The sequence below is a fragment of the Bifidobacterium sp. LH_743 genome (assembly GCF_056355775.1).
Map to the genome: position 1 here is coordinate 373,051 of NZ_JBKESZ010000002.1, position 16,684 is coordinate 389,734.

General features: G+C 56.8%; 15 protein-coding genes. All 15 read right to left on the minus strand.

The features are described from left to right. Positions 1 to 13 precede the first annotated feature (13 nt). Positions 14 to 1,636: a hypothetical protein gene (locus tag AC1ATL_RS04860; RefSeq protein WP_476568917.1), complete on the minus strand. Its 1,623-nt coding sequence runs from the start codon at positions 1,634 to 1,636 to the stop codon at positions 14 to 16. After that, positions 1,636 to 2,568 (minus strand): hypothetical protein, encoded by a 933-nt coding sequence (locus tag AC1ATL_RS04865; RefSeq protein ID WP_476568919.1) that lies wholly within the window; start codon positions 2,566 to 2,568, stop codon positions 1,636 to 1,638. Before AC1ATL_RS04865 ends, AC1ATL_RS04860 begins: the two co-directional genes overlap by 1 nt. Before the next feature lie 12 nt (positions 2,569 to 2,580). Continuing rightward, positions 2,581 to 3,489: a hypothetical protein gene (locus AC1ATL_RS04870; protein ID WP_476568921.1), complete on the minus strand. Its 909-nt coding sequence runs from the start codon at positions 3,487 to 3,489 to the stop codon at positions 2,581 to 2,583. After that, a complete protein-coding gene (locus AC1ATL_RS04875) occupies positions 3,486 to 9,932 on the minus strand; it encodes a hypothetical protein (RefSeq protein ID WP_476568923.1) in 6,447 nt (2,148 codons plus the stop codon). Before AC1ATL_RS04875 ends, AC1ATL_RS04870 begins: the two co-directional genes overlap by 4 nt. A gap of 64 nt (positions 9,933 to 9,996) precedes the next feature. Next, a complete protein-coding gene (locus tag AC1ATL_RS04880; RefSeq protein WP_476568925.1) occupies positions 9,997 to 10,347 on the minus strand; it encodes a hypothetical protein in 351 nt (116 codons plus the stop codon). A gap of 41 nt (positions 10,348 to 10,388) precedes the next feature. Further along, positions 10,389 to 10,844 carry a hypothetical protein gene (locus AC1ATL_RS04885; protein ID WP_476568927.1) on the minus strand — a complete coding sequence of 152 codons (456 nt, stop codon included), beginning with the start codon at positions 10,842 to 10,844 and terminating at the stop codon, positions 10,389 to 10,391. Positions 10,845 to 10,972: 128 nt separating this feature from the next. Further along, positions 10,973 to 11,566, minus strand: coding sequence for a phage tail tube protein (locus AC1ATL_RS04890; RefSeq protein WP_476568929.1), 594 nt, complete (start codon positions 11,564 to 11,566; stop codon positions 10,973 to 10,975). Positions 11,567 to 11,636: 70 nt separating this feature from the next. Then, positions 11,637 to 12,128, minus strand: a complete 492-nt coding sequence (locus AC1ATL_RS04895; protein WP_476568931.1) for a hypothetical protein — start codon at positions 12,126 to 12,128, stop codon at positions 11,637 to 11,639. After that, entirely contained in the window at positions 12,128 to 12,469 is a 342-nt protein-coding gene (locus tag AC1ATL_RS04900; protein WP_476568933.1) for a hypothetical protein, read from the minus strand. The genes AC1ATL_RS04895 and AC1ATL_RS04900 overlap by 1 nt, the downstream gene beginning before the upstream one ends. Further along, on the minus strand, positions 12,450 to 13,001 hold the full coding sequence (locus AC1ATL_RS04905; protein ID WP_476568935.1) for a hypothetical protein: 552 nt from the start codon (positions 12,999 to 13,001) through the stop codon (positions 12,450 to 12,452). Before AC1ATL_RS04905 ends, AC1ATL_RS04900 begins: the two co-directional genes overlap by 20 nt. A gap of 5 nt (positions 13,002 to 13,006) precedes the next feature. Then, a complete protein-coding gene (locus AC1ATL_RS04910) occupies positions 13,007 to 13,441 on the minus strand; it encodes a hypothetical protein (protein WP_039198193.1) in 435 nt (144 codons plus the stop codon). 28 nt (positions 13,442 to 13,469) lie between these two features. Beyond that, entirely contained in the window at positions 13,470 to 14,534 is a 1,065-nt protein-coding gene (locus AC1ATL_RS04915; RefSeq protein ID WP_476568937.1) for a major capsid protein, read from the minus strand. A gap of 78 nt (positions 14,535 to 14,612) precedes the next feature. Beyond that, the gene (locus AC1ATL_RS04920; protein WP_476568939.1) at positions 14,613 to 15,254 is read right to left on the minus strand and encodes a hypothetical protein; all 642 of its coding nucleotides are present in this window, start codon (positions 15,252 to 15,254) and stop codon (positions 14,613 to 14,615) included. A 33-nt stretch (positions 15,255 to 15,287) separates the two neighbouring features. After that, positions 15,288 to 15,875: a hypothetical protein gene (locus tag AC1ATL_RS04925; protein ID WP_476568941.1), complete on the minus strand. Its 588-nt coding sequence runs from the start codon at positions 15,873 to 15,875 to the stop codon at positions 15,288 to 15,290. A 21-nt stretch (positions 15,876 to 15,896) separates the two neighbouring features. Beyond that, positions 15,897 to 16,286, minus strand: a complete 390-nt coding sequence (locus AC1ATL_RS04930) for a hypothetical protein (protein ID WP_476568943.1) — start codon at positions 16,284 to 16,286, stop codon at positions 15,897 to 15,899. Positions 16,287 to 16,684 lie beyond the last annotated feature (398 nt).

Genomic DNA, 16,684 nt, shown 5'->3' on the forward strand with positions numbered 1-16,684 from the left:
TATTCACCTCGATTCAGGCAGTCGGGTCGGCCACGGGGTCGAACTTCACCGTCACCTTGCCGGTCTCATCACCGCTCATCTGCATCAACCGCATCGGATACACGCCGTCCGGCAGATCAGGGAAGCCGTCTATGGCGATGTCGAACATCTCCCCCGGCCAGAACGAACCCAACGGATGCAACGGCAATCCCATCGCATCGCAGTCGTTCACGTCTATCTCGCCGGACAATTGCATCAACGGCTGGCGGTTCGCGTTCAACATGCCGTTCGCGGCGGCGGCCAACAGCTCATACGTCTTCGCGTCGGTGTCGCTCGTGGTGGTCTCCCGCAGCGGATACGGGTCCTGACGTTTCACTAGAGTCAAATCCTCGCTCTGGCAGCACATCGTGCCCGAATCCGAACCTGCGCCGGTCGCATACACGCGCATGAACGGCGCGGCACGGTCTATCTTGATGTTCTCCAACGTGCCCCCATACGGGGAGCACGACAACGACAGCCGCCTGTCCTGATTCAAATAGATGTCACCGTCCGAACCGGCGAGGAACCGGAACCGGACATGCTGCGAATCTGACAAGTAAGGCCGGAACTGCATATCCGGCCCACCATCCGCGTTCGCAATGTTCTTCAATATGTCGGAAGCGCGATGGTTCGACACGTTGAAATCCTTGTACTCCACGACCGTCTGCCGTGGAAGAATCGTCTTATGCGGCCCATCCATGGAAGTCGTGCTGCCGGTCTGATTGCCATTCCCATCGAACGAGTACACGGTGGTGGTCGTGGTCACGGTACGTTCGGAATAATCCTTGTAGTTCTTCGTGACCGTCTTCTTCACGACCGTGGTCTGCGCCGTGGTCAACGTCTTCACGGTCGTATGCTGTTTCGTAACCTTGCCCTTGCGCGTATTGTACGTGTACGGTTTAGTCTCCGTGACCTGCTTCGTCTTCTTCGTCACATGCTGTTCCGTGATCGTGGTCGTGTCACCGTCAACGGAAGTCTCCACATAACCGTCAGCCGTGTTCACACGCTTCTTGCTCTTCTGCTTCGGAGCGTTCTTATCCTCGCTCGACCCATCAGAAGGCAGCGAATGCGTGCCCGTCTCGTTCAGGTAAGGCAAATCGACGGGCAGTCCACCGCCCGGCTTGACGCTCGTGCATTGGCGGATTACCTCGCACGCCAACGCACGCCACGACAGGTTCTCCCAACGGAACGACCGTTTGGACGTGTGGCCCGCATCCTTGCCGAAAGCATCCTCATGCACCAGATACCGGTCGTTCAGCAAGCCCATCATGCTCACGTAAGGCACGCTCACATCATGCCAGCTGGACGTGCGCACGCCCAACGCGCCAGCCAATATCGGCGTGCCCATCGACGCGGCGTCATCCAACACGCTCTTCCAACACAACACAAGGCCACGCTTGTACGGCTGCAACGCGGCTGCACGGGCGGCAGGGTCATCGCCCGGTATCTGGGACCAAGGCAGTTCCAAGCCGGAAACCTCGTTATCGCCGACACCCTTGTCCTTCGTCGTGGAAAAACTCGAATCCGAAACGGTCATCGACCAAGTGAACGACGGTATGTCGATCTCCTGCGCCAACTGGCCGGAAACCGTGTCATACAGGTACGCCACCCAAGCCATCAGACCACCTGTCCCCTATCCCAGATGATGAACCGGCGTCCGCACCACAAGGCGTCCTTGTTGTCCTGCGACGCATTGTAATGGAACACGGGAGCGTTGCCGTTCTGCAACCAAGTACGCAAGCGTGCCGTATGATGACCCTTGTTCACAGCCGTCACATACGACGTCTCATGCGTCTCCCACGCGCCATACGAAACGAAGTTCGCGCACGAATGGTCCAAATCCTTGTTATCGATCTGGAAGCCGATGGCCCACTCGGTGCGATGCGACGTATCCGCCCACGAGGTAGCGCCAGCGGAACTCAGATTGCATTTGAACGACAATTCCAACATGCGGTCGGAAGGCAAATCGAAATCTATCTGCTGCTCGAAATAGTATTTCTTGACCGTCGAATCGCCGGTCATGTCACGCCTATCCCAATTCTCGCCAATCTTCCCCAACGAAGCGCCATACGGTATCGCGTAATCCGCGCTCCACATCTGCACGGCGGAGGCGGTGGACGAAGCGCCAGCAGGCATCTTCATCTTCCGCAACATGGTAGCGCCAGCCGGAATCGTAGGCTCAGCAAGACTCGCGGACGGGGAACCCTGCGTGACGCCCACGGTCACGTAATTGTCCGAATCCTTGTACTCCATCAGATTATGGGCCTGAATCCACACGATGTCGATACGCGGATTGGAAGGGTCGCCAGCCGCGACGGCATTCGTCCGACCGCCCTCGTAATAGGCGAGCGTCTTGCCATCCGAATCGCCACGGCTACAGACGGCCACGCCAGCGGAAACGTTATACCGCAAGTCACTGCGGCCGGTCACGTTCAACCCGTCAACCAATCCCGTATTAGCCCACTGGGCACCGATGATGCGACGATGCACAAGAGGCGTCACACCAGCGCCATTGGTATCGGGAGACACGCCCAAAGCGACGGTACTCATTCAAAACTCCTTTTACATGTAAGTGTCATGCACACTGCAATCAACGAAACCGGTGCCTAGATTCGACAAGACCACACGCAGCGAGCCTCCAGCGGGAATAGTGGGGAAACCACGCTGCTCCAACTGACGGCTCACATCCTGACCGCCCAACTGGGCGGTGCGGCTACGACAATCCAACACCAACGGCACATCCCGTACCGTCTGGTCGCATACAATCGACTGCTGCGTGCCCGGAAAGTCCAAACGCACGCCATCCATAGGCCCATGCACTATGAATGTCGGATACGCGCGGGAAGAACCGTTGTTGTACAACAATCCGACGTTCGACCCGACACCATCCAACTTCAGCCCGTAATCCAACGGATACTTGAGACCGTTACGCAGGTTGACGCCATATTTCAATCCGACGTTCCCGCCGGAAACATGCATGGCCGACAATTGGCATGTGTACTCGTCCATGCTCAATATCTCGGGCCGTTCGCACGTCACGGTGATCGTGCAGTCATCCAACCATCCGTCACGCGCATACTTAGCGGACGCTTTCACAATGGCGCGTCCCGTCGTGTAACAGTCGTAGCCCGCATCCCTCAACCGGAACCGCACCTTGCTATGCGCACACACGCGGCGAACACGGTTAAGAAGCCGGACAACACCCTGACGGTCGTGGGCCGACACAATGAAATGCAACGTCAACACGCGAGCGGAATACAGGATGTCCGAAGCCCACACATCATGCGCCCCATCGCCCTGGCCCCGCTCGCTCATCACCGTCTTGTCATCCGGCGTCTCGAACCAACCCTCGACACCATCCTCCCCGATCAGGAGAACATCATCATCAGGATTCACGCCATCGCCACCATCGAACGTCAACGTTTCCGTCCCGTTCGACAGTTCGACCAGTTCAGGCAGGTCGTCATTCAACGCTGATACCTCCTAGCCTCGGCCAACGCGTTCCGATGCAATATCGGCGCGGCGGTGTACAGGTCATCATTGCTTCTGACAACCTTCGTATTGAAAGTCTGATTGACCGTCGTACCCGTATTCGCAGGCATTTGAACGTTAACCTCAAACATGCCGGAAAGCATCTTCTCCACACGCCCACCAGTCGCATACGCGCTACGACTCATATTCACCGCACTACGCGCATACGAGGAACGAGCCTGAGAAACCGCCTTATCCAAATCACCAGTCGCGTTCAACACGTTCAGGAAATTCGGGCCGACAGTACGATCAAGCCTGTTCACAGAAGCCGCACGAATAACATGCTCACCATTCGACAGCCAAGCAGGAATCGAATCAGACGTGCCAGTACCCGGGCCACTGATACGGCCACCAGTGGCAGCGGTAACAGAACCGTCACCACTCTTACGAGTGACGACATCCACATATCGAGTAGCCAAAACGGAGCCATCAGTCTTTGCGATTCGACGGAACACGTTCTGCACGTCGGAATCATCACCCCTGACACGTCCCCAAGGATGCGCCAAAGTCACACCATCATAGACTCTCGTCTCTCTGAACGCCCTACGAGCGTCATCATTATCACCCATGACTCGCCCCCAAGGACGCGCAATAGTGACACCATTGAACGCCTCTATGGCCGCGAACGCGAGAGTCGCCAACACATGCTCACCCATGACGCGACCCCACGGACGGGCGATAGTCACGCCATCATACGTTTTCGTGTTGTCGAAAGTGCTCTGCGCGCTCGAATCGTCACCAATCACATACGTGTGCGCAGTGGCGACAGTCGAACCATCAAGATTCTGATATTTCGCCAACTTCACGTTAGCGTCGTCATCATTCGCATCAATATTGAACTTGACGCCCTTGGCCGCAGGAACCTTCTTCTTCTCAATATCGTTCATCTTGTCGCTCGCCTTATCCAAAGCGTCGATAAGAATCTGAATCTGAGCGTCAGTAAGCCCCTTGTCCTTAAGCTTCTTCTTCACCTCATCAAGCTTCGGGCCAGCCTCATCAGTGGCAAGAATCTGAATATCAGTCTTGGTCAATCCAAACGATTCAGCCAACGACTTGGCGTTCTTAATCTTGTCAGACGCGCCATCCTTAGCTTGCAGAAGAATCGTCACGTCCCTCGCACTGGCACCACCAAGAACAGCGTCAACAGCCGTCTGCACCTGATTGATATCAGTGATGGCACCACTGGTGATGGCCTTCATGATGATGTCATATTCCTTCTGCTTGCCATCGCCGATGAACTCGTCACGAAGAAGATTCAGATACGTCATGCAGTCAAGTTTCGCCTGCTGCACATGAGCTTTGAACTCAGTCTCAACCTCAGATGGGGTGAGCGCATACTGGTCCTGCAAAGCCTTCGCGATGTCCTTGTTATTGAACATCTGCATGGCTGTGTCGTAAATCGACTGCCGCATCTCATTGTTCTTGGCAGTGACGGTATCCAAAGAATCGCCATGGTCGATCATCGCGCTGATATAGCTCTGCGCGTTGGAGGACAACGTGCTGAACGCATTGGAAGCCTCGCGGCCAGCCTCGGTGGTCAAATCGAAGTTCTGCTTCTGAGAATCCCAAGCATTCTGCCCCTGCGACATCAACGTCTGCACGTCCTTGCAGACATCACCCATCGATGCGAGCGTCGCATTGTAGGAGCTGCCAGCGGAGTTCAATGCGATAAGCGAACTCTTCGTCTTGGTCGCAGCCTCAGAAAGCATCTTCTCAGCGTTGGCGTGGTTCTCCTCCAACTGCGTGGCACTCTGCGTCATCACGGCGATATCCTCCAAGGAATCACCCTTCTTCAACAGTGTGTCCACATAGGATTTGTCATAACCGTTCTGCACTGCGGTCTCACGCAACTGCTCTTCGGTCTGCTTGCGAACTTCTGTCATGCGTTGGGAAAGATTGCTGTACGCAGTCTGTTCCTCACGATTGATCGAATTGTTCTTACGATGCGATTCGAAAGTCTTGTTCAACGTGCTGTTGAACTTGTTGAACTCCTTATCCGTACCAACAACAGTCTTCGACACCTCATCCAAAGAAACCTTGTTCTTGCCAAGATACTTGTTGGCAGTGCCGATAACATCGGACATGTCTTGGAACGTTCCGGTCATCACGGTACTTCCGAAAGCCTTGCCAATGAAGCTTGCGCCCCACTTTGTAAGACCAGCATCAGCGTTGGTGCGGAACTGCTTCTCAACGGCCTGACCGATATTGCCGAGATTAGACGCCGCATCAGTGGAAACAGAAGCGACGTTCTGGATAGCCTCGGCGACACTCTGGGAAACCTGTTCGACATTCTGCGCGTGCTGAGCGTAATCAGCGTATGCGGCGGTAAGAGCACCGATACCAGCCATGCCAGCCAGTCCGGCCCATCCGCCGACAAGACCGCCGACAACGGTAGTCAAGTCCGATGCAACAGAACCAACCTTGCCCAATGCACTCGAAGCCTTCGTCTTAAACGAACCAGCTTTCGAACCAGCTCCTTCAAGCGCCTTTCCGGCCTTCTCGACCGACTCGGATGTATGCTCGGCCTCCTTGCTGACACCAGAGAAAACACCTGCGATATTGCCATATACGGCAGCCTCACCAGTCGCATTGGCAACCTTGTTGTTCCTCTCCAACTGCGCCATCGCGGCAAGAAGCTGAGTGAACTTCACCTTCGTGCTGTCAGCGGTCATACCAAGCTGACGAAGCGTGTTCTGATACTGGATGGTGCTCTGGATGTTCTCCAACGCGCCGGTCTTCAGCGAAGTCCAAGCGGCCTTGCCTGCGCGGCCGAATGTCATCCACAGGCCCAACGCGCCCTTAATTGGAGCGGGCAGCTTGTCGAACTCGTCGGCAAGACTGCCAGCGGCCTCTGCAATCGTCTTGATAAGCGGAGCCGCAGCCTTCAACGAAGCCGCGAACGTTCCACCGAACGCATTGGACAGGCTGCCGACCATCGACAGCAGCTCGCTGAACACGGGGCCACTGTTCCCGATCTCGGCCATCGCCTTTTCCCAGCCATTCGCCAAACCATTGACGAAATCCGTTATGCCGGTACGTGAGTCTCCAAGAAGACGACTCACGTTGGACAACGTGGAACTGACAACGGCACCTGCGTCAACAAAAGCAACCTTGACGACATTGCGAAGCGAATATGCGGAATCACCAACCTGCGAGAACGCTGCGCGAACCTCGGACTGGGCGGTCTGAGCGCCATCAATCCAATACTTCATCGACTGCTGGAACTTCACCGAATTGACGGCACGGTCCATTTTGGCGAGCGTCGTCGCCATACCCTCGATGCCATTCTCGTAGTATGCGAGAGTTCCGAAGGTCCCTTCGAAAATATCCTTGAGGCTCTTTACGGACGAGCCGAGATAGCCCGCCTGCTCCTTGACCTCCGCCATCGCATTGTCAACACGGTCGGAATCCTTCAGAACCGCGTCGCCCCATTCGGCGAACAAGGTCGCGTTACGGCTCACCCAGTTCGCGAACTGCGGCAAATACTTGCCGCCCGCCGCGCCAACCTTGCTCAAAGCAGTGATGAGCGAATTGACGCCGGGCACGAGATTGTCCAACGACTCGTTCACATAGTCGAACGTCTGCGGCAGCTCGTTCATCTTGTAGGACGTGCGTACCGCGTCCATCATTCCGGCGACTATCTCACCCTCATGCTTCGCGAGGGTTCTCATCTCCGGCACCAGCGAATCGCCTATCGCGTTCGCCGTGTCCATGATCGCGGGCTTCGCCTGACCATAGAACGCGTCCTGCACGCTCTGGGAAAGCTGCGACAGCTTCGTGTTGGCGAAGTCAATCTGGTTGCTCCACGTCTCGCCCTTGTCGCCGTAGATCATCTTGAACGAGGCGAACACGCCAAGCAGTCCGGTCAATGCGGCTGGGGCTGCGTAAGCGGCCTTGGAAAGGCTTATCAGGCTCTTTCCGACACCTCCGACGCTACCGGCCAGATTCGTCGCACCGGCACCGAGAGAGGTGAGCACGCCGCCCAGCAGGGCGAACTTCGGAACCTTGGAATCCAAGGTGTCCATCAGATTCACGAGCTTCTGGAACTGGTTCTCGACACCCTTGAGGCCGGTAGCCCCATAGGTCATGCCGTTGAGAATCTTGCCGATGTCCGTGCCATGGAACTTGGCGAAGATGTCAATCGTTCTCGGTCGCGTGAAGTAGGCCAGATGGGCGCGGGCCAGAGCGGTCTCAAGATCGACATCCATGTTCAGGGTGTCGTTCTTGTCTTGGAACTTCTTCAGCTCCTCCTCGGCGTGCTTCTTGTCGATATGGAGCTTCGCCGGAAGCTCCGCATCCGGATTCGACTTCAACAGCTCCGCGTAGCGGCGCATCTCCGATTCGACCTGCGAATACTCCGCTTTCAACGAGACGGGAACGTCAAGCCTCTTATGCTCAAGCTCGCGGAGGGTGCGGCGAATCGCGTCCGCGCCATCCTCATAGAATCTGACACTGACCTGCTGGTCCTTAAACTTTCGAAGGTCCTTCTCAGCCTCGTTCGTATCCAAATGGAGCTTCGCCGGAAGCTTCGCGTTAGGGTCGCGTTCAAGCTTGGCCGCGTAATCACGCCACTGCTTCTCAAGATTCCTGAACTTCGCGACGTATTCGACCGGCACCTCGACGCCGGAACGGACAAGCTCGCGCATCTCACGGTAGATGCGGTTCGCACCCTCCGTATAGAACTCGACCTTGACCCGCTTCTTGCTCCACTTCTCAATCTCACGGTTCAGACGGGCGAAATTACCCTCGACATCGACCTTCACACGAGCCTTGGGATTATCCTTCAGAAGACGCTGATAGTAGGCCAGCTGACGGTACATCTCCCGCAACTGGGCCTTCAACGTGACTGGAACGTCAACACCTTGACGTTTGAACGCCTCGATCTTCGACCTGACCTCGTTCAGATTCTCTGCGACGAAACGAAGCCGGATATCCTCACGATTACGGACGCCGTTCCTCGAATACAGGTCGGCGAGACGCTTCTGGAAGTCGGAATCCTCCAAACGGGTCGCATCCGTTACCGGACTCTTCTTCAGCTTCTCGATACGCGCGTCGATGTCGTCAAGCGCCTTGACGGTCTGCTTGTACTCGTCAAGGTCGAACCAGTCCTTGTTGTTCCGCTTCATGGCGGCGACATCGGACTCAAGCTCCTTACGCACGTTCCGGTACGTGTCGATAAGCTCCTCGGCCTCATGCCGGGACGCCTCGAACTGCGTCTTCGCCACATCGGACTGGGTTATCGGCTTGCGCACGAAATCGATGGCGGAATCAGCCGCCTCACGTTCGGCCTGCGCACGCTCCGCCTCAAGCTCCTTCACGAAGCTCGAATGCATGACGGACAGGTTGTCGAACATGTCCTTGTACGTCTTCGCCTTCGACCTGTCGTCCAACGCGGTATGACGTGCCTTGGAGAAGTTCGACAGCGAATCGCCAGCCGTGACGATGCTCTCCTCAAGGGCGCGCACCTGACGGGTCAGCTTTGACACGCGCTTCGCATCACTCTCGGTGGCGATGTCGATGAGCGAATCCTGAGCGGAACGGAGCTTGCCCAGCTCCTTCTCCTGCGCGGCAATCGCCTTGTTCACGGCGGTGACACGCTTAGCGGCCTCACGCTCCTGCTTCCACAGGTCGGACGTGGGCTGCTTGTTCGCCTTCGCCTCAAGACGCTTCGCGTCGAGAGCGTCCACCTCCTGCGTGGCCTTGGCGAGATCGCCCTTCAATCCACGGATGGCGGAACGGGTTTTGACGATGCGGTTCGACAGTTTCTCGAACTGTCCCGCCTGCTCGTCGGTAAGATTCTCATTGCCCTTGACGAGACCGCGAACCTGCTTGAACAGGTCCATCTTCTTCTCGCGGTACGCGTCAACGGTCTTGTCAAGACTGGTGGCGAACGAAATCTCGTCAGCCTTCGGAAGGGCCGACCTCTTGAAGAACGACGTGCCGGAAAGCTCTCGCCCCTTCTTGTCGAACGCCTTGACGGTACGGTCAAGATTCCTCTCGACCAGCTTCGAGTTCAACAGGCCGTTCTCGCGGACAGCACGGTCGGTACGGGAATTGAACTCGGACAGGCCACGGTTCAAACCCGTCGAATCAAGCTTCGGCTTGAGCGACAGGCCGCGACGAAGGTTCTCCTCCTGCTTCTCGAACCGCTTCATCCACGGGTCGAGATTCCTCGTATCAGGCTTGAAATCCAAGTGGACGGTGGCATCCTTGCCATTCCACTCACGGTAGGCACGCTCCAAACGGGCGGTATCCGGATTGAACGCGACATTCGCCTCAAGGTCGCCTATGCCACGCGCGGCCTCCTCCACCTGACGGCGGAACCCCTTCGTATCCGCAGTGATACGAACGACGACTGTACCGGCGCGATGCTCGCCCGCCATAAGCAACCCCCAGAAAGAAAAACGAGAAAAGAAAACCCCCACGGGAAAGTGGGGGCTATGGGAATCAGGTCATGTGGAACTTCGAGAACATGCGTTCGAAATTCTCGGCAGTACCCTCGTTCTCCCGGCGAGGCGGCTCCTTGTCAGCGCCGGGAGGGAGCAGCGGATGCGGCTTGGCATTCTTGCCCCCGTATTTCGCGGTGACCACCGCGTTCACCATGTTGCGAACGTCAACGGCGACCATCGTCTTCGAATCCCAGCCAAGCCACGGCAGCACGGTCGGTTTGCCGGACTTGGAATCATCATCAGGGCCGGACGGAGGCTCATCCTCCAAAATCCGCGCCCGATACAGGCTGTCAGGCATCGCCATCAGCCCAGCGGCAAGACGTTCGGCGCGAGTGGGATTCAACCTCACGCCGGTTATGTCAAGCCCATAGAAACGTTGGAAGTCGGAAGTCAGTTCGACCGGGTGGTCGCGGACCTGCGCTTCGAAACGAGCGATTTTCCCAGTTGGTCCGTATAGAACATGAGAATCGATTCGACCAGCCAGAACAGCTCATCCAAGCCGATGCCGGTCGTCCACTCGTCAACCTTGCCCGGCTCGTCGGTCAACGACTTGACCCAATCCAAAGCCTTGCCGACGAACTCCATACGCTCGTCGATCTTCGACTCGATGTCATCCAACGACACCGCCTGCGGACCCTCCATGTCGTCACGAAGCGTGAAACCGGCCATGCCGGACAGCTTGCGCAATTCGGCGGACTGACGGAACGTCAGACTCTCCGCAGGAGCCAAATCCGGCAGCAGCGAGAACAATGGCTCCCCCTCGCACATCTCCGCCCACGACTCGGGCATGTGGAACTCGCCGTCATCCTCAACATCAGCGGTCTTGTCGGCAACCTCGTCAACCATTTCAATCTCCTATCTGAAAAAGCGTGAAAATCTCCTATCTTCCGCCAATGAAGAACGGGAAAAGACCGGAACCCCCGGATAGGAGAAACAGGGGTCCGGCGTCAAGACGAAGAGGAAACAGCCTGATATCAGGACTGCTTCATCTTCGAAGCCTCGAAGAACACAATCGGCTTCTTGCCAGCGACGGTCTCGACCTCGCCGGTCATGCCCTGCTCCACGAAATCATCGCCCGAGAAGTCAGGGCCACCATCGAAGGTCACGGAAACCTTGCGGAACAAAGCGCCGAAACGAATATCGGAATTGTTGTCGGCGGACTCCTGCGCCAGAAGGAACAGGCTGAACGTCTGCGGCTTCTTGGTGATGTCCACGCCGACGCCGTTGTCCTCATCGACGCCGTTGTAGATAAGCTTCAGAGTGTCGCCATCCAGCTGCAACGACTTCGCGGTGATGGTGCAGGTCGAATCCGCGTAGGTGGTGCGCAGGTTCTTACGCGCCCAAGAACTATGCGTGGTAGCGTCGCCGCCATCGAACGAGAACGAAATCTTGTTGTCTGCGGAAGTATGGCCCAGATTCTTCCATGTTCCGCCGCCACTGCCAGCAGGAATGGTGTCCGAGTTCAACTGGAACGCCTTAGCGCCGGACGCCGGAAGAGCGGTGCCGACAGGAGCGTAGAACAATGTGCCGTAAGTGGCAATCAGAGTCGCGTCATCATTAAACGCCATCTCATATCTCCTTAAAAGAAAAGCCCCGCACGAAGCGAGGCTTGAAAACGAAAACTAGAAAAAGGGAAACTCATCCAGCGCGAAGCGAATCCTCCGCGCGGACGGTAAACGAGGAAGCGGAATACTGCTTCACCTTCTTGCCGGTGGCCTGCTTGCCGCCAGCGCTCTTGCCGAAGCCGGGACTTCCCACAATCCGGATGACGCGCCCATACTCGGTACGCCCGTAACGCGGCCACTGCATGATCTGCTGGTACACTTCCTGCGCCAAGCCGAAAGAGCGGTCGGCGTCGTTCGTGGCGACGATGATGTCGATATCGCAATCCCACACGCCGGTCGAATGATTGCCGGTAGCCATGGTCGGAGCGTTCGAATGGAACAACACGATGTTCGAGAACGAGGCCCACGCATCGACATCCACATCGACCTCGTTGAGCACATGCACGTCAGGCCAATCCGCATTGTCAGTGAAACCAGCCGTGAGAAGCGTGTACACGAGCGAATCGAAATCGACCATCGGACGCTCCTGCGGGTAACGCTCGTAATCAGGCTGAATCAGCGGCATCAGACACCACCGTTCATACGGGCCGCGTCACGCATCACATGATGGCCCTCGACCCAACGGCGGCGCTGCACGTTCCAAGCGCCCCACTCGTGTTCGACGGCCACGTTCGACCCGTCACGGCCCTCGACATCAAGACACACATCCGTGTCGATGCCGTGGTAGCGTTTCTCAAGACTCAAATCCTTGGCGACCGGAATACCCGGGTCACGGCCAACCGCACGCGCGGCGGCGAGCATCCTCGCATCCGCAAGCACCTCGTCGGCCTTCTCCGACGTGGCCTGCGGACCGAACCATTCAGCCACCTTCGTGCTCAGATCACGGTCAATGAAAACTCTTGCCATCGGACTCACCCCACACATGGTCGTCAGGGTCCGGTTCAGGAGGCTTCGGACGCAACCACACAGGAATCTGCGAATAGTCGGCGTTACGCCGAATATGCATCTCATAGTGTGGAACCTCGCCATGCTGACGGAACGTCGGAGCGCCGTCAACGTCATAGCAGTCGCCCTGATACCAGACCTCCGTATGGATATCGCCATGCCATTCCACGGCAACGACCTGAGACGGCGTGACCTCACGCAAACCACCCCAAGTCTGCGGCGACTTATCCTCGGCACCGGAAATGGAAAACATGCCAGCCTGCTGCTCGCGGCCCTCGATGGAACACCAGCACCAGTAAGCCTTGCCGGGCACATACGTCGTGCCATGAGGCCCACGACGGACCGTGTACAACACGACGATCACCTTGTCCCGATACAGAATCGAATCAGGCTTCACCCAAGGAACCGTGACATCCTTGTAAGGATGCTCCACAACGGCATCGGAACCGGACTTATCGTAAGGATGCCCCAAATCCCATGTTTCACGAGACATAGGCATCACATTCCATAAATACGGTTCACACCGACGCCAACGGTTCCGATAGGCCCGCGCCCATTCGCATAGCCGTCAAGAATCTGCTTCTCCCTTTTCGACAGATACAGATTCGGCGACGCATCCTTGCCGGGCGGATTGTCCTGCGGGTCGAAACGCGTGAACTGGTACGTGCCGTTCGATTCGGTCTTGATATCCGAATAGCGGATGACGCGCCACACCATGGAACAGATGACGAACTCGTAATCCTCAAGGTCAAGGTCGCCGGACTTCAACCGTGGCAAGCAGTTCGTGCTCGAAGTGGACGCCACGGTCTCCGCACGATGGCACATGTACGTGAGCCAAGCGTTCGGATACCGTTTCAACACGTCGGCGTCGGGAAGGCAATGAAGCTCCAAGCATTCCACCCAATCGACGGCATCGGTAACACCATTCGACATCAGCGAAACCCCCTAAGCTTCAAGAAGGCTACTTGCCCAACACGTCCGCCTTGAAGGTCGAGACGGCCTCCTTCAGAATCGGCAGATAATTGCCGTTGACCCAAATGTCGTAGTTCAACGGAGCCTGATGCGACAACATAGCGCCGATAAGACCATCGTTCACGCTCTTGTTGATCTCGTACTCGGAGTTCTGGGCCTCTGCGGTAGGACCGGACAGGGTAGCGCCAAGAGACGAATCGTTGAACGACGGAAGCAGGATGAAGGTCTTGTCCGGGAACGCGGTGGAAACATCGGCATCCATGTCGAAGGTGTTGTCGAGCTTCAAATCCTCGTAAGCCTCATCGACCAGAAGCACGTCGGTGATGCCGGACTGCATACGAAGCACGTCCAACACCTCCTGACGGGACAGCTTGGTCTTCGAATGCTCCAAATCCATGCCGGACACCTGCGTACGGAAGAACTCGTTGGTACGCATGGCATCGATGACCACACCGGTGGTGGCGACGGCGTGCGGCTTACGACCGTAAGCCTTGCGCATGATCTTCGCCCAGGCTTCGATGTCGTCGCACGGGTTCGACTTGTCGTTATCCCAAGTGGTGGTAGGCTTCACATCCTGCTGTCTGCTCGGACGCTTGAACGAATACGTCACATCGACGCCGTTCTCCTTGATGACCACCTTGCCGGTCACCAAGCACTGCAAACGCTCCAACTCCTCGGTCACACCGGCCTGCTGGCCCAAAGCCTCGAACTTCGCCTCGGCCTGATCGTGGATGAAGGCGGTATCGTTCTGATGCTTCGCGATGTCACGCTCGGAAATATGGTCCATACCGGACAACGGCAACAGGCCGGTATGAATCTCGGCGGTCGAGGTCTCGGACTTGGTATGCCCGATCTCGGCGTCCAACGCACGATGCTTCATCGCACGGGTCTTCGACTTCGGAATGACCGGGGTCCAAGAAGCGGTCCAATCACCACCATTGGAAGTGACCGGGAAAATATTCGACAACGGCAGGATGCCGTTCACGTAATCATGTCCCGCCTGAGCGACCTCGGTCGCCTCGGACGGCGGGATGATAGTCTTGTCAATAGCCAAGAAAAACTCCTTAGATACGCAAAAACCCACCGCAGTGGGTGGGTTTCACAAAAATATTTAGAGGTTGAAGACCGTCAATCAGGAAATCGTGATGTTCACGGTCTGTCCATTGGAGAGGGTCGCCTTACCGGCTGTGATGGCCTTGGACGACGGGTCCTGAGTCAGCTCGATCTTGGTGATGGTCGCACCATCCTTACCGTTGGTGCCGTCCTTGCCTGCCGGTCCCGGAGTGCCAGCGCCACCGGTGGTGGCGGACAGCGGCTTCACGACGTCATCCTCAACGTCGTAGAACTCGCCACCCCACACGGCATCGGAACCCGGCTTGACCGGAAGATTCGAGGCAACGATGTCGCCACGATAGGTCATGCCAACGGTCGGGTCGTCCAAATCCCAGCCCGACAGGTTGATGTTCACCGTCACCATGGATTCCAACAGACCAGCGATCTTGGTCTGACGGCCATCGGTAGCAGTCTTGTCATACGGGCCATACGAGCCGACGTTCGTGCCGGAGGTAATCTTCGCCAGCGGAATACCGGAACGAATGTAAATGGTGGTGGCCTTCGGACCAACACCGGTCAGATACTTGTTGTCATCGGTCTTGAACAATTCAGGCACGATGGTGACGGACACCGAATCATTGGTGTTCTTCTCGCCATAACGCCAAGAATTGTCCTCCTCAACGGTCACCACACCGGAGGAATGAACCATTTCCTGAGTCATACGCTCAATCCTTTCGAAAGAATCAATAGGAAACTACTTGCTGCGCTTACGTGCCTTCTGACGTTCCATCACACGCTTGTAAGCGTCACCCGGCTGACGCTTCGGATGCGAGGTGCCGGACGGGAACTCGGCCTGCATGGCAACCTTGCGGGCCAAAGCCGGTTCCGACTGCTGCGGCTTCCTCTCCACTTGGGAAGTGTCAATCGGGTTGTACGCCGCGTACTTCTCAGCCCACGACGCGATGGCCTCCGGCTCCGTTGCGGGGCAGAGGTCGGAAAGAACAGAATCCGTGATCTGCGGATACTTCGCCTTGGCCTCAAGACGCGCAATCTGCGTCCTAGCGGCCTTAAGCTCCGCGTCGGCGGACTGGAAAGCCTTATAGTTAGCCGAAGCACGGTCCTCGTTCTTACGGCTCATCGCCTTCCATTTCGCAAGCTCGTCACCATCGGACGGCTTGGAAGAATCATCGGAACCCTTCTCAACAGCCGGAGCGTCATGCTCAACGGCGGCGGGTTCATCAACCGGAGTGGTCTGAGCATCCTTCACGGAATCCCCGACCGTTCCGGCCTGTCCAACAGTCTCGTCCTTTTCGGATTCGACTTCATTATCCTGAGAGGCCATAAGACCCAATCTCCTTAATACTTATGCGGCCAGTCCAAGAAAACCGCGAGAATAAGCAAGCAGACTGCGCACATACTGCCAAGCCTGCCTAGTGTGGACTGTCTTTTTGAACTCATACGAACGCCCATCGAAACGAAATTGAACCGAATCGGAATCCGAGTTCAACAACTCCCTGTACCGGGCGTCGAACTCCGTCGCACGGGCGCACATGCGCTCCATCTGCGCACGGGTCATCTTCATGTCGGGCAGATGCCATTCGGGAGCGTTCGCGTTCACCGGAGCATCCTTGCGCAGCAGCACGGGGCCAAGCTCGCTATTGTTCACGACCTTCACGCGAAGCTTCGTCAAATCCGTCGCATCCGTGGAATAATCCCTGCCGGACGTCTTCCCCGCCGCCTTGTAGATGGTCATCAAATCATCCGAGTTCAATTTCAACCCCGGGTCGTTCGACGCGGTGATGGGCGCGACCGTACACTTGCAGTTATGCACGATATAATTGGAAGCGACGAACCAATTTCCCCCAGTCTGAAGGTTATATACTTGACCGCTCCAATCCCTTGTCCTGACATCGACGATTTCATCTTCCGTTACAAGTCCGGCGAGAGCCTGCAAAAACTCTCCATCCGATACAACGTCAGCAGAACCGCCGCCGCGAGATGGCTCAGAGATGCCGGTGTACGAAAGAGGGGAAGAAGCACTGAACTGCGCCCCGATTGTTGGACGCTGTTAATTAGGATACAGCCCTAGACCGCGAGGGACATGCCCCGGAACTCCTCCGGGGTGCGTCCCTCGAGTCGTATCTGGCGTCG